Genomic DNA, 20,874 nt, shown 5'->3' with positions numbered 1-20,874 from the left:
GTGGCTTGCGGAAGTTCAAAGCTCGCGCGTGGCGTGTCGCACCCGGCGCAGCCGCGTTCCCGCTTCTACTTCGTTTCAGGTGGGAAATCCGAAGGGGGTGGGATCTCGAAGACCGCCCATCGACCTTCTCTATGGGAAGGGAGAAGCCCCGACTCTTGAACGAAACGGCGTAACGCGGGATTCCCCTTCTCCTCGTTAATGGTGGCAACGATCCACCGAATCCCCGCCTCTCCCAGCTCCCGCAGAATCCCGGAGGCGTCGATCGTGCCGCCCGGGTCCTCCCGGTTCACCAGATTGCGGAGATAGGGGCATCGCCGGAAGGGTTCCGATTTGCGGAAAGCCACTCGGGTCACCGTGGACGTGGGGATCGGACGGTCCATCAGAACCTGTGCCATCCGGTGCTCGACTCTTTCGATGTATGCGGAGGCGGGGAGGATAAGGACGCTCCCCTCCGAGGTGCTCCCTTCCCGAAGGAGGAGAAAGATCTCGTCCCGAGCAGGCGCATGGGTCGCCACTGTTCCCTGGTAAAGATCGGGGATCGCGGCGAGCGCCCCCAGGGAGAGGAGGGCGAGCACCGCCCGGCGACCCATATCGCTTCGGATCCTTCCCGCGTACCGCACGGCTCCCGCGATTCCGACCCCGGCGAGGACCGCCAGCCCCGTATGCATCAAGAGAAGATAGCGGTAGGGGGTCCGGAAAAAGTCGAAAGGGGGACCCAGCTTCTGGAAGAGCCAGTAGGGAAGGGGGACGCGTAGGCCGGGACGGAATCCCCCCAGGTCGAGGAAGGGACCGAGGGAGAGGAGGAAGCCGGCCAAGGCGAGCGCCGGAAAGATCCACCCCCGGCGCCATCTCAATGCGCACGATCCCGCCGCGACCCAGAGCAGGGTGAATGCGCCGGGGTAGGCCAGATTGATCGGGTGGGACCGGGCGCTCTCCCTGACCTGCATGATTCTCTGGTCGCTCTGCCGCGTCGTGAAGAAAGAGGGTTCCAGGGCGAGCCGGCTGGAGACCCTTTCGGGGGGAGTATAATACGCGGCTCCCTTCATCGTTCCGGCGGGGGAGAGAAGAGCGATCGCCGCGACGCAGAGGACCGGGGGGAGTGCGGCGGCGGCCCAGAAACGTATCTCTCCCGTCCATCGCCATCCGGAGGGACGGCCGATCCAGCGAGCCGCGGCGAGCAAGGGGAGGGAGACCATGATGAACCAGAGGCAGGTGAGGGATGTGAGGAAAGCGCCTACGGCGGCTCCGCCGGCGAGGAGTCCCCGCCGGACGGGCGATACGTCCTTTCCGGTCGGAAGGCCGGCAAGAAGGAGGAGGGGGAGCCAGAAGGTGCTTGCCACGTTCACCGACGAGAGCAACGCTCCGCGAAGGGGCATAAAGGCGTAGAGGAAGCCGGCGATCCAGGCGGCGGCCCGGTTCCGCGTGAAGCGGCGGGCGAGGAGGTAGACCGCGAAGCCTCCCACCGGATAGGTGAAGAGAAGCCAGAAATTGGAGAGCGCGATCAGGACGCCGACACCGTCGGTCGCCGCCAGGACCGGAAGGCTGATGACGCCGTAGAGGACGAGCGGATTGGTATAGAGGAAGGAGAGACCCTGCGGATAGAGCTGGAAGTCGCACCAGTAGGGGGAGGTCTTCTCTACGAGGAACGCCCGCTCGATCCACCAGAATTTCCAGATTGTCTCCGTGGAATCCGCGTCGACGGGCACCTCTTGGGCGAAGCGCGCCGCGATGGGCCAGGTCCAAACGATCGTGGTGGCGACGAGCAGAAGGATTACGGTGGCGAGGATCGCCGGGGAATCGCCGCGGTCCCTCCTCGTTTCCTCCTCGTTCGGGGATGGGGGGGTCGATCTCATTCGCTGATTCCGCCTTCTCTCGTGAGTCGGTTTCCCGGGTTCCTCTGCCGGTAAGCCAGTATGGGAATCGGGAGGAGGGGAGTCAATAGGACCGGAAACGGGCTCTATCGGGTCTCGGATCACGAGGTTGAAAGGTCTTGACAGGTCTCGATTCCCCATCCTAGAGTGGAGCGTTCGTCTAAGGCGGACTTAAGAGGAAAGTTACGTGATTTATTTCGTATCGTTTCTGGTGGCCCTTTCCGCCGTGGTGCTCCTAACCCCCCTCGTCCGCACCGTGGCCGTTCGGGCCGGATTTCTCGATCTCCCGAACCGGAGGAAAATCCACAGGAATCCGACCCCACTTCTGGGCGGCCTGGCGGTGCTCCTCGGTTTTCTGGTCGCTTTTTTCTTGGGAATCCGCCTCCTGGACGTTTCCTTTACACGGCCACTCTTCGGCTTCCTGATCGGGGCGCTCTGGGTCTTTCTGGTCGGATTGGCGGACGACAAGTGGGGGGTCGGGCCGCTTCCCAAGCTGTTCGGCCAGGTGATCGGCTGCTGTTTCTTTTTCTTCTCCGGCAACACGAACGGCCTCATCACCAGCGCTCCCCTCGACCTGGTCTTCTCCTTCCTCTGGGTCGTGGGGATGATGAACGCCCTCAACTTCCTGGACAACATGGACGGAATCGCCGGCGGAATCACCGTGTTGGCGTCTCTCGGCTTTTTCGTGATCGCCCTCGCGAAAGGGGCGACGCTCACCGCGCTGATCGCCGCCGCGACCGCCGGGTCCGCCCTCGCCTTTCTCCTGTTTAATTTCCATCCGGCCTCGATCTTCCTCGGCGACGCGGGGTCGCTCCTGCTCGGTTATCTGTTGGCATCGCTCGGCATCATGTCCACCTGGCACCAGACCTCCCATTTGTTCCTGCTCGTGCCGATTTTGATCCTCGGCTACCCCATTTTCGACGTGACCTTCGTGGTGTTCACCCGGATCTCCCGCGGCTCCCACATTTACAAGCCGGGGAAAGATCACTCCTCTCACAGGATCCGCACGATACTCGCCAACGCGCGGGGGACGGCGATCGCCGTCTACGCGATCTGTCTGGTGCTCGCGCTGGCCGGAGTCTTCCTCTCGCTTACCGGCGAGCGCGGTTTTTACATCAGCGCCTTCTTCCTGGCGGCTGTTGCGTCGCTCGTCAGCGGCGCCCGCCTCTCCCGGGTGCCGATCCAGTAGCTCCCCATTGACGGCCGGTTCGGCCCGTGCTAGCGTCGGAAAAGCGGAACACGGCGGTCCGCTTCATTTTACCCGTTTCGCCCGTCCGTCCCCGGGCGGGGGCGGGGAGCATCGTGGAGGTGCGATCCGTGCTTGACGCGTCATACATACGGGAACACGCGGACCAAGTCCGCGAGGCGATCCGGCGGAAGGGTGACGACGCCGACCTGGACGGGTGGCTCCGCCTCGACCGGGAACGGCGGGAGCTGCTGCAGTCGTCCGAGGAACTACGGGCGGTTCGGAACCGCGTGAGCGAGGAGATCGCCCTCCTGAAGAAGGAGAAGAAGGACGCCTCCGAACCGATCGTCCGGATGCGTGAGACGGGCGCGCGGATCAAGGAGATGGAGGGGCGCCTCAAGGAGGTGGAGGAGGGGCTGGAATCGATCGCCGCCCGCATCCCGAACGTTCCCCATCCGGATGTCCCCGAGGGGGACGAGAGCGCCAACCGGGAGATCCGGACCTGGGGGGAGCCGCGGCGCCATTCCTTCCGGGCCCGGCCGCACTGGGAGACCGGCGAGGCGCTGGGCCTCCTCGATTTCCCGCGGGGAACCAAAATCACCGGATCCGGATTCCCCGTCTTCTTCGGCGCCGGCGCGCTCCTGCAGAGGGCGCTGATCCGATTTATGATCGATCTCCACCGCCGGGAGCACGGCTACCGCGAGGTGTACACCCCCTTCCTCGTCAATCGCGCGTCCATGTTCAACACCGGCCAGCTCCCCAAGCTCGAGGAGGACATGTATCTGGCGGAACGGGACGATCTTTTCCTGATCCCCACCGCCGAGGTGCCGGTCACCAATCTGCACGCCGACGAGATTTTCGACGAGGAGATGCTGCCGGTCCGCTACGTCGGCTACACCGCCTGTTTCCGGCGCGAGGCGGGCGCGGCGGGAAGGGACACCCGGGGTCTCAACCGTCTGCATCAATTCGACAAGGTGGAGTTGGTGCACTTCGTCCGTCCCGAGGAGTCCTACGACGTCCTCGAGGAGCTGCTCGGTCACGCCGAAACGGTGCTGCAACGGCTCGGGCTTCCCTACCGGGTGCTCCTCCTCGCCGACGGCGACCTCAGCTTCGCTTCCGCCAAGACCTACGACATCGAATTGTGGGCGCCCGGGCAGGAGCGCTGGCTGGAGGTCTCCTCCTGTTCCAATTTCGAGGATTTCCAGGCGAGACGGGCGAAAATCCGTTACCGGCCGAAGGAGGGAAAAGCGACCCGGCACGTGCACACGCTGAACGGTTCCGGCGTCGCCCTCCCCCGTTTAACCATCGCGTTTCTGGAACACTACCAGCGTGAGGACGGCACCGTGGAAGTGCCGCCCGTTCTGCAGCCGTACATGGACGGACTGCGGGTCATCGAATAAAGGCAGGGCAATCGGGAGGCTCGATCATGGTCAAGCCGCGCGCGCACGGAGGTCCTCCTCGGATCACCTCGACGCTCCTTCGTGTCTATATCTTTCTGGGGAGCGGTTTTCTCATCCTGGCGCTCTTCTTCTACACCAATCACCTGATCGACCGGTTGCAGAAGGAGACGGAGCTGCTCTCCCGCATCTTCGCCCAGTTCGCGGCGGGGACGATCATGCCCGCCGCGCGGAACGAGGCGATTTCGGGCGTTTTCAGCGAGATGATCGCCGATCTCCCCTTCCCCGTGATCGTCACCGATCGGCGCGGCGTCCCCTGGACATGGCACGCGATCCCGGACGAGCTGAACGGCGTCTCGGTCCGGGTGGAGGACGTCAGCTTTTCCGATTTCCAGGACACGGACCCGGAAAATCCCGCATCGGCTCCGATGAAAGAGGTGATCTCCCTGGCGGCCCGGATGGACCGGACCAACGCGCCGATCCCCTTCTTCGACCCGAGGAGCGGCATCCTGGTCGGCAAGGTGCATTACGGCGATCCGCCGGTGGTGAGCACCCTCCGGCTCCTTCCCTTTATCCAGGCGGCGCTGGTGGCGATCTTCATCCTTCTCGGCTATCTCGGCTATCGAGGGATGAAGGAAGGAGAGCAGCGCTCCATCTGGATCGGCATGGCGAAGGAGACGGCCCACCAGCTCGGCACGCCGATCTCGTCTCTCATGGGGTGGCTCCACCTGCTCCGCACGCGGACCGCCGAGACGGAGTCCGAATCGGTCGTCCTGACCCGCGAGGAGCTGGACATGCTGATCGGCGAGATGGAGCAGGACGTGAGCCGTCTGAACAAGATCGCCTACCGCTTCTCCAACATCGGATCCCTCCCGACGCTGAAGTCGCAGGACCTCAACCCGATCATCCACGAGGTCCTGGAGTATCTGCGGAAGCGGGTCGAGGGGGGCGGCAAGCACATCCACGTGATCGAGGACTTGCGGGAGATCCCCCAGATCCGCGTCAACAAGGAACTGATCCAGTGGGTGATCGAGAATCTGTTCCGCAATTCCGTGGACGCCCTGGCCGAGCGCGAAGGCGGAACGATCCGCATCGCCACGGGGTATAACCGGTTGGGACGGACGGTGAAAGTGACTTTGAGCGACGACGGGCGGGGGATGTCCCCGTCGGACATGAAGCGCGCCTTCTACCCCGGTTTCAGCACCAAGCGGAGGGGCTGGGGCCTCGGGCTCCCGCTTTCCCGGCGGATCGTGGAGGACTACCACGGTGGCCGGATGATGATCGAGAAGAGCCAGAAGAACCGGGGGACCCAGATCTCCATCACCCTCCCCGCATAAGCGGCCCCCGCCGGAAGGGCCGAGCTCCGGGGGGAAATCCGGACGGGAATCGGAATGCGTATTCTCTGGGCGGACGACGAAGTCGACCTGCTGAAACCGCACGTGATCTTCCTGCGCGAGCGCGGGTACGAGGTGGTCACGGTCACCTCCGGCGACGAAGCGATCCGCCGCGTCCGGGAGGAGCGGTTCGACGCGGTCCTTCTCGACGAAATGATGCCGGGGCGGGACGGGCTCTCCACCTTGGAGGGGATCAAGGAACTCCATGAGGACCTCCCGGTGATCATGATCACCAAGAGCGAGGAGGAGGACCTGGTCGAGACGGCGATCCGCAAGAGGATCAACGATTATCTCCTCAAGCCGGTCAACCCGGTCCAGATCCTCTCCGCCCTCCGCCGGGTGCTCGAAAAGGAGAGGATCGAATCGACGGGGATCGCCCGGGATTACCTGGGCGAGTTCAACCGGATTCGCGCGCTCGCGCAGACGGCGAACGCCGACGATTGGATCGATATCCATCGCCGCCTCTCCCGCTGGGACCTGGAGCTGGAGCGCTTTCGCGAGGTCGGCCTGAAACAGACCCAGGAGGACGTCCGCCGGGAGATGAACGCCGAGTTCGCCCGGTTCGTGGAGAAGCACTACGCCGGTTGGGTGGGAGGGGAGAAGAGTCCGCCCCTTTCGACGGACCTGGTCGATCGCTGGGTGCTCCCCCTCCTCGAAGAGGGGAAGCGGGTCTATCTGGTCATCATCGATTGCATGCGGCTCGACCAGTGGATGGAGATGGAGCGCCTGCTCGATCCCTATTTCCAGATTCGCAACGACCACTACTATTCGATTCTCCCCTCGGCGACCCCTTATGCCCGGAACGGCATCTTCTCGGGGCTCCTCCCGATGGATCTGGCGCGGATCCACCCGAAGTATTGGCAGGAGCAGTCCGAGGAGGAGGGGAGCAAGAACCGCCACGAGAAGCAGCTCCTGGAGGCGCAGCTCGAGCGCCGGAAGGTGCGCCTCCGCCGCAACCTGAAATACGTGAAGATCTACAATCCCGACGAGGGGAACCAACTGAAGCGGCAGGTCAGTTCCCTCTTCTCGGTTCCCTTCGTCGCCCTGGTGATCAACTTCGTCGACATCTTCACTCACGGACGGTCCGAGTCGGATATCCTGCGGGAGCTCGCGCCGGACGAGGCCGCCTTCCGATCGGTGATGACCTCCTGGTTCCGGCACTCTTCTCTCTTCGAGATTCTGCGCGCGATTTCGTCGCAGGACGCGACGGTGGTCCTCACCTCGGACCACGGGGCGATTCTGGGACGGAAGGCGACCATGGTGCACGCGAACCGGGAGACCTCCACCAACCTTCGCTACAAGCACGGGAGCAACCTCGGCTGCGACGAGCGGCACGCGGTGAAGGTAAAGAACCCGGAGGACTACAAGCTCCCCCGGGACTCGCTGAACAAGAACTATATTTTCGCCCGCGAGAATTACTACTTCGTCTATCCCACCCGGTACCACGAGTACGAGCGACAGTACCGGAACACCTTCCAGCACGGCGGGATCTCGCTGGAGGAGATGATACTCCCCTGCGCGGTTCTCACCCCAAAGAGGTAGGCGCGGTGGGCGCCCCGGAAGACCCGATCCTCTTTGAAACCGGTTCCCCCGAGGAGACGATGGAGCTGGGGGCGCGGCTCGGCGCCGTTCTTCGACCCGGGGATCTGGTGCTACTCCGGGGGGACCTGGGGAGCGGAAAGACCGTCTTCGTTCGCGGGGTCTGCCGCGCCTTCGGATGCGCCGACCGGGTCCGGTCCCCCTCCTTTGTTCTCGTCCGGGAGTACGAGGGGCGCGTGAGGGTTTTCCACGTCGACCTCTACCGGTTGACAGGCCCCGGGGATTGGCCTAACCTCGGCGTGGAAGACCGTATGGCGCAGGGAGTTGCCCTCGTGGAGTGGGGCGAGAGAATCGCCGGGCTTTACGGCGGGAACGCCCTGGACGTGGAAATCCGCTCCGGGCGCTCGGAGACGGACCGGGTCATCGCCCTCCGTTGGAGCGACCCGCGGTTGGCCCATCTGGGAGGGGCGCGATGATCGTGCTCGGGATCGAAACCTCCTCCCGTTGGTCCGGCGTGGCCCTCGCGTCGCCGGAGGGGCTGATCGGCTCCTTCCACATGCGGGAGGGGGGACGGACGGAACATCTTCATGTCTTAATGGTGCGCCTTCTGGAGGCGGCGGACCTGACGCCGGAATCCCTGGATGGGGTCGCCGTTTCTCTCGGTCCGGGCAGCTTCACCGGGCTTCGAATCGGGCTCGGCGCGGCCAAGGGTCTCGCCCTCGCTTCGGGTTGCCCGGTGGCGGGCATCCCCCTCGCCCCGCTGCTCGCCGAGGAGGTCGGGTCGGAGGGGGGGCGTGTCGCCGTCTGGATCGACGCCGGCCGGGGGGAGGTCCACCAAACACTTTTCCTGGGCGGCTCGGCCCTCGGGCCGGGGGAAACCGCCGCGCCCGATGATCTTCTCGCCCGGGCGGCGGGGGAGACGGCGCTTTTCGTGGGGAGTGGCGCGCTGCGCTATCGCGCTTTGATCCGTGAGCGACTCGGCGAAGCGGGCCGCATCCCCCGCGAGGAGAGGCACCGGCCCGACGCGGGGCGGGTGGCGCTCCGCGGCCTGGAGAGGCTCCGGATCGGGGACGGAGACGACCCGGACGGTTTGGAACCGCTCTATTTGCGGGGGGCGGACGCGAAGCCCCCTCGTTCCTAGGGTGGTACGATGGATCCGGTGGCCTTTCGCCCGATGGAAGAAGAGGACCTGAACGCGGTGGCCGCGCTGGAGAGGGAGCTCTTTTCCGATCCCTGGCCGCGGGAAGCCTTCCGGTACGACATCCGGGAGCGCCGGGCGTCCTGTACGCTGGTCGGGACCGATGAGAAGGGGCTGGTCGCCTACGGCGTGGCCTGGCGCGTGCGGGGGGAACTGCACATCGCGAACATGGCGGTCCGCAGGGATCGCTGGGGCCGCGGAATCGGCGGTGCCCTTCTGGACCGGATGCTCGAGGACGCGGTGGAGGTGGGGTGCCGAATCGCCACCTTGGAGGTCCGCGTCGGAAACCTGAGGGCCATCGAACTCTACCGGAATCACGGTTTCCGGGAAGTGGCCATCCGAAAAGGATACTACGTGGACAACGGGGAGGACGCCCTGGTCATGTTGATCGACCTGGGCGCCCGGCCGGGAGAGAGCGGTGGATTGGTTTAGAAAGAAGAAGCGGGGCCTCAAGGAACCGAAAAAGAAGAACCTCCCCGACGGGCTCTGGGTCCGTTGCGAATTCTGCGAGGAGATCCTCTACCGAAAGGAGCTGGAGCGCAACCTGTGGACCTGCGGCAGCTGCGGGTTCCACTTCCGCATCCGCTCTTCCGACTACATCCGCATCCTGATCGACGAGGGGACCTGGAAGGAGACGGACAAGGATCTCTCACCGATGGATCCTCTCAAGTTCAGGGATCAAAAGAAATACCCGGACCGGATCAAGCAGTACCAGGAAAAGACCGGAATGAAGGAGGCGATCCGAATCGGCGTCGGCGACGTGGAGGGACAGGGGATCTCTCTCGGTGTGCTCGAGTTCGCCTTCGCCGGCGGGAGCCTGGGCGCGGTGATGGGGGAAAAGATCGTTCGCGCCGCCGGCGTGTCGCTTCGAACCGGGCGGCCGCTGGTGCTGCTCTCCTGTTCCGGCGGCGCGCGGATGCAGGAGGGGATCATCTCCCTGATGCAGCTCGCCAAGACCAGCGTGGCCATCGCCAAGCTGGGCGAGGCGCGCATCCCCTATATCTCCTTGGTAACGCACCCGACCACCGGCGGCGCCAGCGCCAGCTTTTCCATGCAGGGGGACGTGATCATCGCCGAGCCGAAAGCGCTGATCGGTTTCGCCGGTCCCCGGGTGATTCAGCAGACCATCGGGCAGGAGCTGCCGGAGGGTTTCCAGCGTTCCGAGTTCCTCCTCGAGCACGGGCAGCTGGATATCGTCGTTCCCCGCAAGGAGCTGAAGAGCACTCTGGCCCGGGTCCTGCGGCACTTTCCCCCCGCCCGCTCCGAGGCGGAAACGGTCCGATCGGAGTGAGGGACCGGGCCGGACCGGGGGCGCGCCGGTACGCCTCCGATCGGCATGAACCCGCCCCGCCGGAGCCGCTCGTCGGCGAACGACGAACGGAACAGCCATGGACGCCGCGTACGCCATGAGCGCCGCATTCCGCGCCGGCCGGTTCGCGCCGGTTCTCGCGCTTCTGCTCGCGTTTTTTCCGGTCCGCGCCGCCTCCCAGGAACTCCCCGAACACGCCTATCTCACCGGCGATCGACTCTCCGCGCGCTCCCTCTCGGACGGCGGCACCGAGGTGGACGTCATCGGCAACGTCCGTTACCTCGACCGGGATCGAGGGGTTCACGCCGCCGGCGATCGCGCGGTTTGGCTGAAGGGGGACCGGACGCTCCGCATGTCCGGACGCGTCCGGATCTACCGGGAGGGGAGTTGGATCTACGGTCCCCTCGGCTTGATCGACAGGGACCGGGAGATCATGATCTTTCCCCGGGGGGTGCTGGTGGTGGAGGGGGACCGGACCGTCGTCGCCGACCGGGGGATCTTTCACACCGGCGGCGCGGAGGCGGACGCCGACTCGGCCCGCTTCTTCGGATCCGTCACGGTGCTCGACTCCTCCCGAAGCGTGATCGCCGACTCCCTCACCGTCCACGGCGGGAGCGGCGAAGCGATCGCCCTCGGCGGAGTGGAGCTGGAACTCTACAGGGATTTCTACCGGATCCTGGGGGGGCGGGCTCTTTTCTCCGACGACCGGATCATCGTGACCGAGTCCCCGCGCCTCATCGAGATGGACAGCCTGCGCGCCGAGATCGGCAGCCTCGAAGGGGACACGATCACTCTCCTGACGGACGAGGAGAGGATCATCGCCTCCGGATCCACGCGCGGCGCCTACCAAGACGTGAATACCCGTTCGGACAAGACCGTGATGGAGGGCGAGGAACGGGTCGTGCTCCTCACCGGTTCTCCTTCTCTCGTCCGGGAGGGGGAGAGCATGGGGGGGGACTCCATCCGCATCCGCTTCAACGAGGAGCATGAGATCGACAGCGTGGCGGTCCTCGGGAGCGGACGGCTCGCCAGTCGGAAGATGGAACCCTTTCTGGAGGAGACGGGGGTGACCGAGGCGGACCGGATCGACCTCCTCTTCGCCGGAGGCGACCTTTCGCGGGTGACGGCGGTCGGCGGCGCCGTCAGCGACCGCTTTCTGCTGGACAAGGAGGAAGGCGTTCGGGAGAAGAATCACGCCGCCGGGGACACGATTCGTTTCTTTCTCGTCGAGGAGGACCTGAAGAGGATCGAGGTGGCCGGCGCCGCCCAAGGGGACCACGTCTCCGTCCCGGCGGACGCGGAAGAGGAGGAGGAGGAGAAGGAACGGGCGCGCTACCACGCGGACCGAATCGAGTTCCACACCGACCGGGATCTGGTGGTTCTCATCGGCCACGCCCACGTGGATCAGGGGGATATGCAGCTCGACGCGGAGCGGATCCGCTACGACCTCTCCCGCTCCGTGGTGAACGCCCTCGGCTCTCCGGTCCTCCAGGACGGGCCGGACCGGGTGGACGGGAAGAGGATGATCTACAACGTGGACCGGGGGCAGGGAACGATCTTCGATGGGGTCACCAAGTACGACCAGGGAATCTGCTACGGCGAGGAGATCGTTCGTGTCGGCCCGAACACGCTGCTTCTCCGGGACGGGAAATACACCTCCTGCGACCTCGAACATCCCCACTATTATTTCCGCGCCGATCGCATGAAGATTTACCTGAACGACAAATCGGTCGTGGCGCCCATCGTCCTGTACATCGCCGACATCCCCCTCATCGCGCTCCCGTATTATATTTTCCCCCTCAAGGGAGGGAGGGCGAGCGGATTCATCCTGCCGGTGGTGGAGTTCGGTTTCTCCGAGAGCAAGGGCCGGTTCATCCGCAACGGCGGCTACTTCTGGGCGATCAACGATTACGCGGACATGACCGTGCGGGGCGATTTTTACCAGGACTCCCACTGGGTCGGCTACCTGGACGGCCGCTACCGCGTCCGTTACCTGCTGAGCGGTTCGCTGAACACGTCCTACAAGAGCTCCGTCGGCGGGCGCAAGCGGTGGAGCGTACAGGCGAACCACACCCAGGAGTTGGGCGAGGACCTGGACCTGACCATGCGGGCCAACTTCGTGAGCGACAAGTCCTACCGGGTGGAGGAGTCCACCACACTCGAGGAATTGGATCGGACCCTCAAGTCGGATCTGGTGCTCAAAAAACGGTGGAGCGACAAGTCGGTTCAGGTACAGATGACACGCACGGAGCGTCTCGACCAGGACCGGATCGACGAGACCCTCCCCTCGGTCAACTTCACCATGAGCCGGCGCGAGCTGATCCCGCCGCCGGAGGAGAAGACGGGGGGCGGAAGCGCCGACCGCAGGTGGCACAACGGCATCTACTGGCAGTACTCTTCGCGGCTCCTCAACGCGCGCGAGAAGAACGGGGACGAGCGGGACGATCACGCCGGATGGAAGCACGACCTGGGTCTCAACCTCTCGCACAAGGTCGGGGAATGGCTCGGCCTCAGCACGCGGCTCAACTGGGAGGAGAACTGGTACGATCGGGACAAGCTGGGACAGAGAAACGTGCGCCGCGGCACAATGGACGCTTCCGCGTCGGTGAACACCAACGTGTACGGGACTTGGTTCCCCCGGATCGGCCCTCTGATCGGAGTCCGGCACATCGCCACGCCGTCGGTCTCTTTCAGCTACCGGCCGCGCAACCCGAACCACTTCGCCGTCGACGAGGACGGGTCCACGCAGGACCGTTTCTACACCTTCAGCGGCTTCGGCGGCTCCCAGAGGGCGAGCCGCACCCTCGGCTTCCGTCTCTCCAACAAGCTGCAGACCAAGTACCGGGTGGGCGAGGAGGAGCGGCGCAACGATCAGCTCCTGCTGCTCACCAACTCCATCGGTTACGATCTCGAGAAAGACCGCAGCGAGGGCGAGGAGCCCTGGTCGCAGCTCCAGTCGTCGCTTCGCTTCCAGCCGGTGCAGGTTTTCAGCTCCGAGCTTTCCCTGTCGCACAATGTTTATACATGGATCTTCAGCGGTCTTTCGGTGCGGTCCAGCCTCCGGCTGAGCGGCACCTTGGGGAAGACGGTGAGCGGCGGTTTCGGCGACGCCGATTCCCCCGACGCCGGTCTCTTCGAGGAGAAGACGGAGTCCCTTGTCCCCTTCGAGGAGGACCGGACCGAGCCGTACCGCGGTGAAGGGGGATTCTCGAGCGGCAAGGCGCGGGACTCCTCCTCCATTCCCTGGACGGCGAGTTTCTCCCACAGCTTTTCCCGCGGTTCTCAGTCGGGCGACTTCAGCCAGTGGCTGAACTCGCGGTTCGGCGTGGGTCTCACCGCGAACTGGGAGATCGACTACGAGAACCGATACGACCTGGAGGCGCGGGAGACGGTCAGCCAGGGCTTCCGGATCGGAAGGAACCTCCACTGTTGGGAGGCGAGCCTCCGCGGCCGATATTCGGGCCGGGAGTGGGAATACTATTTCAACATCCGTATCAAGGCGCACACCGAGATCTATTACGAGAAAGGGGAGAGACGCCTCGGGTTCTGATCGAAGGAAAGACCCCGCGGCGGAACCGGGCGGTCCCCGTCGGTGTGCGGAGAAGGGTGGGAAGAGGGCCGGATCGGCCTTCTTGACATTCGCCGCCTCGGTGTGCTAACTTCATGCGATTGGAACGGTTGCAACCCGAACGCCCAACCGGGCCGTCATCGGGGAGACGGGGAAACACAGATGAAAAGAACGATCGGGGTCGCCCTGGCGGCCGTCTTGCTTCTGGGCGCCGGCTGCACCTTCTTCGGTCTTCTCGGGCCGAAGGGTCCGCAGACGGTCACCTTTTTCTTCTCCAATGAAACGATCGGCGAACTGAAGCCCTGTGGGTGACACTCTAAGGGGAAAGGTGGGCTGGCCCGGCGGGCCGGCGAGATTGAAACCCGACGCGAGTTGAACCCGGTGATCAGTGTCGATCTCGGCAATTTCGTCGCCCGGCGGAATCCTCCGTACGGGTACGACACGGACATCACGCTCCGATCCCTCGAGATGATGGGCTACGATCTGGTCACCATCGGCGAGAAGGAAGTCAGCTGGGGGCTGGACGAACTGGACGAGGCGCTGGCGCAGCACGGCATTCGCGTGATCTCCAACAACATTCTGGACGCGGAAACCGGCAAGACCCGCTATGAGCCTTGGACGGTTCTGTCGGCGGGCGAGATCAAGGTGGGCGTCACCGCCGTCATCGGGGGCGAATCGATCATCCCACGCACCCTCAAGGAACGGGAGGGGATCACGGTCGCGGATCCGATCGAGAGCAGCCGCCGCGCCCTCGAGGAGATGAAGAAAAAGAAGGTCCACATCACCGTGCTTCTCGCCCATTCCGGAATGGAGAAGGCGGAGGAATTCGCGGACTCTCTCGCCGGTTTCGACGTGATCCTCGTCGGGCACGGGCGCCGGGAACTGAAGGAACCGCAGAAGTCCAACGGCGTAATCCTGATGGCGGGCGGCGCGCGGAGCGACAAGCTGGGCGAGCTGACCCTGGTCTGGGAGGACGGGTACGTCCGCACCTTCGAGGGAACCACTTTGGATCTCAAGCAGGACGAGGGGCCCGTCGATTCGGAGATCCGCGCCATCACCTGGGAGAAGATGGAACTCGACGAAAACGGCAACCGGGTCCGGAAGGTGTCGGACGCGAAGGCGCAGAGCGGGAAGAAGGATGAGGGAAACGAGGTGGAGCGGGAGGCCCGCGTCGACCAGGAGCAGTACAAAAAATACCTGGGAATCGACAACTGCGCCCTTTGCCACGCCGACGTGAATGACTATTGGGACACGACGCCCCACTCCCGCGCCTACGCCACCATCGCCGAGGGAGACGATTGGAACAACCCCAAGTGCTGGCACTGCCACGTGACCGGATTCGGCGAGAGGACCGGCCACTCCCGGACGGAACTGCAGCCGGAACTCTGGAACGTGCAGTGCGAAGCGTGCCACGGCCGGGGGACGGAGCACATCCGGGGGCCCGATCGGAAGAAGGTGGATGAGGCGACCTGCCGCGGGTGCCACACCAATGAGTGGAGCCCGAACTGGGATTACGCGAAGTACCGTTCCAAGATCGTCTGCACCAACGCGACCCGGCACGGGCGGGGATAGTCACGCACCGCCCCGATCTCCGGCCTCTCCCGGACTTTTTCCCCGCGAGGAGTTTCCCTTGAAGGAAGGGATCGAAGGGGCCGCCCGCCTGTTGGGCGCCGCCCGGCGCGCGGCGGCGCTGACCGGCGCCGGCGTTTCCGCCGAGAGCGGAGTCCCCACCTTCCGCGGCGAAGGAGGGCTTTGGCGCCGCTATCGCGCCGAAGATCTGGCCACGCCCGGGGCGTACGCCCGGGATCCCGAACTGGTCTGGGAGTGGTACCGCCACAGGCGCCGCCTCGTGGCCGCCTGCGAGCCGAACGCCGCTCACCTCGCCCTCGCCCGACTCGAAAGGCTCCTCCCCTCTTTCACGCTGATCACGCAGAACGTGGACGGCCTCCACGCGCGGGCCGGCTCGCGCGATCCGGTGGAGCTGCACGGCAACCTCTTCCGCGCCCGCTGCGAGTCGGACGGCGAGACGAGAACCGCCGACGGCTCGGAGGGGGACGGGATCCCCCGCTGCCGGGCCGGGCATCCGATGCGCCCCGACGTGGTCTGGTTCGGCGAGATGCTGCCGGAGGAGGCGCTCCGGCGAGCGCACGACGCCGCCGTCGCCGCCGATCTCTTTCTGGTGGTGGGGACTTCGGCGCTCGTTCATCCCGCGGCGACCCTGCCGGTTCTGGCGCAGCAGTCGGGCGCGCGTTTAGTGGAGATCAACCCGGAGGAGACCGGCCTCTCCGGTTACGCCGACATCTCCCTCCGGGGGAAGGCGGCGGAAATCCTCCCGGCGTTGGTGGAGCTCGCCTTTCCCGAGGCGCGGGAAGGGGGGGAAGGTTGAACGGCGTGACGCTCGCCCTGCAGCGGGGGAACATCCCCCTCCTTTTGGCGGCGTTCCTCTTCGCGCTCCTCGCCGCGGTATGGGCTTACCGGCGGACCATCCCCCCCGTCTCGGCGCCTGTGCGCCGCCTGCTGGGCGCGCTCCGCTTCGCCTCCACCGCCCTCCTCCTCGCGCTCCTCTTCGATCCTCTCCTCACGGTGAGCCGGGAGGAGACTCTCCGTCCCGCCGTGGCGGTCCTTCTCGACCGTTCGGCGAGCATGGGGATCGTGGACGGCGAGGGCGGCCCCCGGCGACTCGCGGCCGACCGGGCGCTCCGGGAGGAGCCGGCGGCGGTGCTGGAGAAACTGGAGCGCCGTTACGAGGTCGTGCGCTACGGTTTCTCCGGGGCGCTCCACCCCTGGGAGGAGGAGGGGGAGGGGGACGCCACCGACCTTTCGCGCGCCGTCGAGGAGGCGGTGGAGGCGGAGTGGGAGAGAGGGCTCGACGGAATCGTCCTCCTGAGCGACGGCGCGGTGAACGCCGGGCGCGACCCGGTCCGCGTCGCGGAGGAGGCGGGCGTGCCGATCTTCCCGATCCCGATCGGCGATCCGGAAGCGGTGCGCGATCTCTCGATCCGCCAGGCGCTCGCGAACCGCCTTGTCTACGCGAACAGCCGGGTCGCCGCGGAGGTGACGATACGCGCCCAAGGGTTCGCCGGCGAGTCGGTCCCCGTATCGATCCGCGAGGGAGACCGGGAAGTGGCGCGGGACACGGTCCGCTTCGAGGGGCGACGGGAGACGCGGACGCTGACCTTCCGTTTTCCCGTGACCGAGGAGGGGATCCGGCGGTTCCGCGTCGAAGCGCCGGTGAGCGAGGGAGAGCGGGTGGGCGAGAACAACCACCTCGACTTCACCATCGAGGTGGTGAAGGAGAGACTCCGCGTTCTCCTCTTCGCCGACCGTCCCGGCTGGGATTTCGCCTTTCTCCGTCGCACGCTGGAGAAGGACGCGAACCTTTCGGTGTACGCCTTCTTTCAGGGGCTAGGCGGAGGGCCCGCGCCGGCCGACCCGGGGGCGCCGGGGAACGAACCCTTCCCGGCCACGGAGGAGGAACTCCGCCGCTTCGACCTGGTTTTCCTGTTCGGCGTTCCCGACGCGGTTCGCCGGGAATGGGGGGAGGCGCTGGACCGTTTCGTCCGCGTTCGCGGCGGCGGCCTGGTCTTTCTCGCCGTCGACCCGCTCCGGCGCGGCGTGCCGGAACCGCTCGCGTCGCTTCTCCCCGTCGCCGCTTCTCCGGGCGACCTCTATCAGGAGGGCGGCTTCAAGCCGCGGATCACCACCGAAGGGGTCCGCCACCCGATCCTCCGCATCGAGCCGGAGGACGCGGAGAACGTGGCCCGTTGGGAGGAACTCCCGCCGCTTCTCGGGATGAACCGCCTCGGCCCGGTCCGGCCGGGGGCGACTCCGCTCGCCGTCCACCCCGGCCTCGACGTGGAGGGCCGGCCCGCGCCTCTGCTCGTCCTCGGACCCGCCGGCAAGGGGCGCGTTCTGGTGGTGAACGGCGCGGGTTTCTGGCGCTGGGATTTCCGGATGTGGGGGCTCGGCAAGTCGAACAGGACCTACGAGCGGCTCTGGTCGAACGCGCTCCGTTGGATGGTGGCGCGCGGGGGATTCCAAAACGTGACGGTGCGGCCGGAGGAGATGACCGTACGGAGAAGCGAGACGATCGATCTGCGCGGCCTCGTCCTGGACGAGTCCCTCTCCCCCGTGCCGGACGCGCGGCTGGAGGTGACGGTCCACTCCGATATGGGGGAGCCGGAGCGCTTCTTCCTGGAGCCGGACCCGGCGGAACCGGGCGCCTATCATCGCTCGATCGGACCTCTTCCACCCGGAGAGTACGCCTACGAAGCGGCCGCCCAGAAGGGCGGAGCGCTTCTCGGAAAAGACGAGGGCGCTTTCTCGGTGAGCGACTTCAGCCCCGAGTTTCTCGACACGGAAAGGAACGACGAGCTTCTCGCGGCGATCGCCCGCGCGAGCGGCGGGAGGGTTCTTCCCGTGGAGGAACTCGCGGAATGGGGAGGGGATCTCTCGCTCCCCTCGCGCACGCGGATCGCGCGGAGCGAGCGCGAGATCTGGAACCACCCCGCCGTCCTTATCCTCCTCGTTCTCCTCTTCGGCGCCGAGTGGTTCATCCGCAAACGGAAAGGGCTGTCGTAAGCCCCGTCGTAACCAGATACCTTTTTCCGCCCGCAGGGCGGAAAAAGGTATCTGGTTACGATTGGACCGATTGGTGGCAAGAGCTTCTCGTAACCTGATTCTCTTTTTTCGTCCGGAGGGCGGAAAAAGGTATCTGGTTACGATTTGGTTCCGGCTCCACCCCCGCTCTACCGAAAATGATTGACTTCAAGTACTTATAATCTCTATCATTACACAATAACGTCCCTTTGGCTCCAACCGATTCTTCTTCGGGAGGTGTTCCCTTGTCACCCTTCTCCAACTCTCGTGCATTCCTCACCGCGGCGACCCTCTTGCTGTTTGTCGGGTGGGCGTATGCCGATATCCACGGCGTGGTCCGGGAGGCCGAGGGGGATCCGATTCCCGGCATCGTGGTTTCTCACGGAGACGAAGCGGACACGACCGATTCCGGCGGAGAGTACCTGCTTTACGGGGCGACAACCGGCGTCCGGCTGAGAGGAGGCGCTTCCTGGGGCGGAATCAAGGCGTTGTTCCGGGGATCCGGAACCCGCAAGGCGAGAACCGTCGTCGAGGACACCCTTCATTTCCAAAGCCCCGCCGCGACCTACTGGGAGGCGGCGGTTCCCTTCTCCTACCCTCTCGGTTCGGATACCACCTTTCACGCCTTTCTTCCTGCAAGCTGTTACAGCCCTCCCGGAGTGCCGTGGAGCGGTGTCGAGATCACTGCTGCGCAGGCGCAGCAGATCTGGGATGTCGATCCTGGTTCAGGGCAGGATGTTGAGCTCTACTCAAAGGATGATCTGCCGAGGAACGTTGATGGTACCTTTACAGGCATCCCCGCGGATGAAGCGCTCGTGCAAGAGACTGCTGATCTGCAGAACACGCAGACGGGAATCAATTTCTTCCAGTTGGGTCCTGTTGATTGGCCAAATTATACTCCAGATGGTGTCTATTGGTGGCATAATGAATCTTCAAATTTTGTGCAAGACTATCATTCCAATGGCTTTCTGACCGGGGCTGAGATTTTTACCACCGCAGGCACCTTTTCTATTAACAATGATAGGGCGAAAGAGTTAAACTACAGAGCAGTGAGCTACGGAGGAGGGTCATATGAAGGTCCAGATGCAGGTATTTTTACTCCTGGTGCTGATGATTACACTGCCTTCAACGCCGCGCACATCCGTGTCCTCTACATGCTAGGATTCGCGAAAGAAGACGGAATTAACCACATCAAATTATCACAGTATGTCCCCTAGCTCCCCTTCCTAACCAGATACCTAATCCCCCTTCTAACCAGATACCTTTTCTCTTTTGCCCCGTTCATCGTCCGGTGAGCGTTCTCTTCCGGATCTCGTCCAACGCCTTCTCCTCGTCCTCCCCCGATAGCCACGCGGACCATTCCCCTCCCATTTGGAGCCGGCTCCCCTCGGGAAAGGTGAAGGAGAGTAATCGGCCGCGTCGGCTTTCCCTCTCCGCCTCGGTCTTCCCGCAGTGGGCTCTCGCGCTCGACCACGGGTAGTCCTCGGCTCGACCGACCATCCCCGCGCGAACCGGATTCCTCTCCACATAGCGGATCGCCGCCCAGAAGTGATGATCGTCGAGCGGGGTGGAGAAGAAACGTCCCTGCCAGAGATGGCCGGCATGGTCATATCGCTTGTTGTACTTCCGCGCGTAGAGCCGATGCGTGTCGCGAAGCGCGCGGCCGAGAGAGTGGGGTTCCCGAGGGACGGCGACCAGGTGCACGTGGTTCGGCATGAGGCAGTAGGCGAGGATGTCGAGGCCGTTCCTGGAGGAATAGATTTGGAGGAGGTCGAGGTAGAGGCGATGGTCTTTCTCGTCCGCGAAAACGGCCACCCGCCGGTTTCCACGCTGGGTGACGTGGTGCGGGACACCGGGGAGGACGAGGCGAGCGTACTTGGGCATGAGCGCATCTCCTTTCGTAACCAGATACCTTTTCCTTCGAAGGGGGCTAGCAACCGTCGTGCCGGAGAAAGGGAGTGAAAAGGTATCTGGTTACCAGGAAGAGCCGTCCAGGAAGTTGGCGGTGGTGGCTAGAGCGTGGGCGGTTTTCGTAACCAGATACCTTTTCCTTCGCTTTGCTCGGAAAAAGAGAATCTGGTTACGAAGGGGGTTTGCAACCGCCGGCTTCTCTCGTAACCAGATACCTTTTCCCTCCTTTCAGTCGGGAAAAGAGAATCTGGTTACGGAGGGGCGCGATCGCCTCTTGTTCTCGCGGCTACTCCGCGCTAGAATAACGCTCCCACGGCGGATCCCGCGCTCCTCTCCACCCGTTTCCATGAAAAATGTATATGTCTGTTTGATCGTGGGCGTTTTCGGCGCGTCCCTCGCTTCCGGCGCGGAGATACCCGATCCCCCATTCGCCGGACCGGAAGGACCGTTTCGTCTCGATCCCAACCGTTCCCCTCTTCCCCTGCTCTCCCGCGCGGCCGGCGTCGGGACGGAAGGGGCGAGGCGGATCGGCGAGAGGCGCGCCGCCGGACCGATTCGGGACGCAGGCGATCTTCGACTTCTTTTGGGCGATCCGGAAGAGCTAAGGGAGGAGGCGTTCTCCTATCCGGGCGAGGGGGCGCGAGACTGCGCGCTTCGTCTCCGGCGGGAGAGCACGGGGAGCGGTGTCCGCGACACGCGCGCCTTCGAGGGGAGTTGGGGCGTTTGGGAGGCGGGGGTGCTCACCGAAAGAGATCCGGGGGAGAGCCGTCCCGCCGACTTCCTCGCCGGATCGGTGCTCGCCGACCTCGGCGGGGGAGAGGTGGTCCCCAATAATCGGACAGCATGCTAAGGTGGACTCTCCGGAACTGAGGAGGAGAGACCATGGCGAAACGTCGACGGTT

General features: G+C 64.7%; 17 protein-coding genes. 15 read left to right on the top strand and 2 right to left on the bottom strand.

Annotation, left to right across the window (positions count from 1 at the left end; genetic code table 11):
- Positions 1-65: 65 nt before the first annotated feature.
- On the bottom strand, positions 66-1,853 hold the full coding sequence (locus tag JW958_04935) for a hypothetical protein (protein MBN1825592.1): 1,788 nt from the start codon (positions 1,851-1,853) through the stop codon (positions 66-68).
- Positions 1,854-2,058: 205 nt separating this feature from the next.
- Here JW958_04935 and JW958_04930 point away from each other — a divergent pair, with 205 nt between their 5' ends.
- From JW958_04930 to JW958_04865, 14 genes are all read left to right on the top strand, one after another.
- Positions 2,059-3,060 (top strand): undecaprenyl/decaprenyl-phosphate alpha-N-acetylglucosaminyl 1-phosphate transferase, encoded by a 1,002-nt coding sequence (locus JW958_04930; GenBank protein MBN1825591.1) that lies wholly within the window; start codon positions 2,059-2,061, stop codon positions 3,058-3,060.
- A 128-nt stretch (positions 3,061-3,188) separates the two neighbouring features.
- On the top strand, positions 3,189-4,457 hold the full coding sequence (serS, locus tag JW958_04925) for a serine--tRNA ligase (GenBank protein ID MBN1825590.1): 1,269 nt from the start codon (positions 3,189-3,191) through the stop codon (positions 4,455-4,457).
- Positions 4,458-4,483: 26 nt separating this feature from the next.
- Complete coding sequence (locus tag JW958_04920) at positions 4,484-5,791, top strand: HAMP domain-containing histidine kinase (GenBank protein ID MBN1825589.1); 1,308 nt, start codon at positions 4,484-4,486, stop codon at positions 5,789-5,791.
- Between the two features lie 54 nt (positions 5,792-5,845).
- On the top strand, positions 5,846-7,390 hold the full coding sequence (locus JW958_04915; GenBank protein MBN1825588.1) for a response regulator: 1,545 nt from the start codon (positions 5,846-5,848) through the stop codon (positions 7,388-7,390).
- A gap of 5 nt (positions 7,391-7,395) precedes the next feature.
- Positions 7,396-7,863: a tRNA (adenosine(37)-N6)-threonylcarbamoyltransferase complex ATPase subunit type 1 TsaE gene (gene tsaE / locus JW958_04910; GenBank protein MBN1825587.1), complete on the top strand. Its 468-nt coding sequence runs from the start codon at positions 7,396-7,398 to the stop codon at positions 7,861-7,863.
- Entirely contained in the window at positions 7,860-8,528 is a 669-nt protein-coding gene (gene tsaB / locus JW958_04905; protein ID MBN1825586.1) for a tRNA (adenosine(37)-N6)-threonylcarbamoyltransferase complex dimerization subunit type 1 TsaB, read from the top strand. The genes tsaE and tsaB overlap by 4 nt, the downstream gene beginning before the upstream one ends.
- Before the next feature lie 9 nt (positions 8,529-8,537).
- Positions 8,538-9,017 carry a ribosomal protein S18-alanine N-acetyltransferase gene (rimI, locus tag JW958_04900; GenBank protein ID MBN1825585.1) on the top strand — a complete coding sequence of 160 codons (480 nt, stop codon included), beginning with the start codon at positions 8,538-8,540 and terminating at the stop codon, positions 9,015-9,017.
- Positions 9,004-9,876, top strand: a complete 873-nt coding sequence (locus JW958_04895; protein ID MBN1825584.1) for an acetyl-CoA carboxylase carboxyltransferase subunit beta — start codon at positions 9,004-9,006, stop codon at positions 9,874-9,876. Before rimI ends, JW958_04895 begins: the two co-directional genes overlap by 14 nt.
- Before the next feature lie 97 nt (positions 9,877-9,973).
- Positions 9,974-13,444: an LPS-assembly protein LptD gene (locus JW958_04890; GenBank protein ID MBN1825583.1), complete on the top strand. Its 3,471-nt coding sequence runs from the start codon at positions 9,974-9,976 to the stop codon at positions 13,442-13,444.
- Positions 13,445-13,624: 180 nt separating this feature from the next.
- Positions 13,625-13,774, top strand: a complete 150-nt coding sequence (locus JW958_04885; protein MBN1825582.1) for a hypothetical protein — start codon at positions 13,625-13,627, stop codon at positions 13,772-13,774.
- 69 nt (positions 13,775-13,843) lie between these two features.
- Positions 13,844-15,034: a hypothetical protein gene (locus JW958_04880; protein ID MBN1825581.1), complete on the top strand. Its 1,191-nt coding sequence runs from the start codon at positions 13,844-13,846 to the stop codon at positions 15,032-15,034.
- Positions 14,952-15,848 carry an NAD-dependent deacylase gene (locus JW958_04875; GenBank protein MBN1825580.1) on the top strand — a complete coding sequence of 299 codons (897 nt, stop codon included), beginning with the start codon at positions 14,952-14,954 and terminating at the stop codon, positions 15,846-15,848. Before JW958_04880 ends, JW958_04875 begins: the two co-directional genes overlap by 83 nt.
- The gene (locus tag JW958_04870; GenBank protein ID MBN1825579.1) at positions 15,845-18,043 is read left to right on the top strand and encodes a hypothetical protein; all 2,199 of its coding nucleotides are present in this window, start codon (positions 15,845-15,847) and stop codon (positions 18,041-18,043) included. Before JW958_04875 ends, JW958_04870 begins: the two co-directional genes overlap by 4 nt.
- 263 nt (positions 18,044-18,306) lie before the next feature.
- Positions 18,307-19,278, top strand: coding sequence for a hypothetical protein (locus tag JW958_04865; protein MBN1825578.1), 972 nt, complete (start codon positions 18,307-18,309; stop codon positions 19,276-19,278).
- Positions 19,279-19,342: 64 nt separating this feature from the next.
- Here the strand turns inward: JW958_04865 and JW958_04860 are convergent, their stop codons facing one another.
- Complete coding sequence (locus JW958_04860; protein ID MBN1825577.1) at positions 19,343-19,945, bottom strand: transposase; 603 nt, start codon at positions 19,943-19,945, stop codon at positions 19,343-19,345.
- Positions 19,946-20,339: 394 nt separating this feature from the next.
- Between JW958_04860 and JW958_04855 the strand changes: the two genes are divergently transcribed.
- A complete protein-coding gene (locus JW958_04855; GenBank protein ID MBN1825576.1) occupies positions 20,340-20,822 on the top strand; it encodes a hypothetical protein in 483 nt (160 codons plus the stop codon).
- Positions 20,823-20,874 lie beyond the last annotated feature (52 nt).

Source organism: Candidatus Eisenbacteria bacterium, assembly GCA_016930695.1.
Classification (GTDB): Bacteria; Orphanbacterota; Orphanbacteria; order Orphanbacterales; family Orphanbacteraceae; genus JAFGGD01.
Note: the sequence above shows the minus strand (reverse complement) of the source record. Positions and strands in the feature narration are given on the sequence as shown.

What these genes read in the sequence shown, in the direction of transcription:
- JW958_04935 (MBN1825592.1), bottom strand. Translation starts at nt 1,853, where the DNA reads ATGAGATCGACCCCCCCATCCCCGAACGAGGAGGAAACGAGGAGGGAC.
- JW958_04920 (MBN1825589.1), top strand. Translation starts at nt 4,484, where the DNA reads ATGGTCAAGCCGCGCGCGCACGGAGGTCCTCCTCGGATCACCTCGACG.
- JW958_04915 (MBN1825588.1), top strand. Translation starts at nt 5,846, where the DNA reads ATGCGTATTCTCTGGGCGGACGACGAAGTCGACCTGCTGAAACCGCAC.
- tsaB (MBN1825586.1), top strand. Translation starts at nt 7,860, where the DNA reads ATGATCGTGCTCGGGATCGAAACCTCCTCCCGTTGGTCCGGCGTGGCC.
- rimI (MBN1825585.1), top strand. Translation starts at nt 8,538, where the DNA reads ATGGATCCGGTGGCCTTTCGCCCGATGGAAGAAGAGGACCTGAACGCG.
- JW958_04890 (MBN1825583.1), top strand. Translation starts at nt 9,974, where the DNA reads ATGGACGCCGCGTACGCCATGAGCGCCGCATTCCGCGCCGGCCGGTTC.
- JW958_04885 (MBN1825582.1), top strand. Translation starts at nt 13,625, where the DNA reads ATGAAAAGAACGATCGGGGTCGCCCTGGCGGCCGTCTTGCTTCTGGGC.
- JW958_04875 (MBN1825580.1), top strand. Translation starts at nt 14,952, where the DNA reads ATGAGTGGAGCCCGAACTGGGATTACGCGAAGTACCGTTCCAAGATCG.
- JW958_04860 (MBN1825577.1), bottom strand. Translation starts at nt 19,945, where the DNA reads ATGCCCAAGTACGCTCGCCTCGTCCTCCCCGGTGTCCCGCACCACGTC.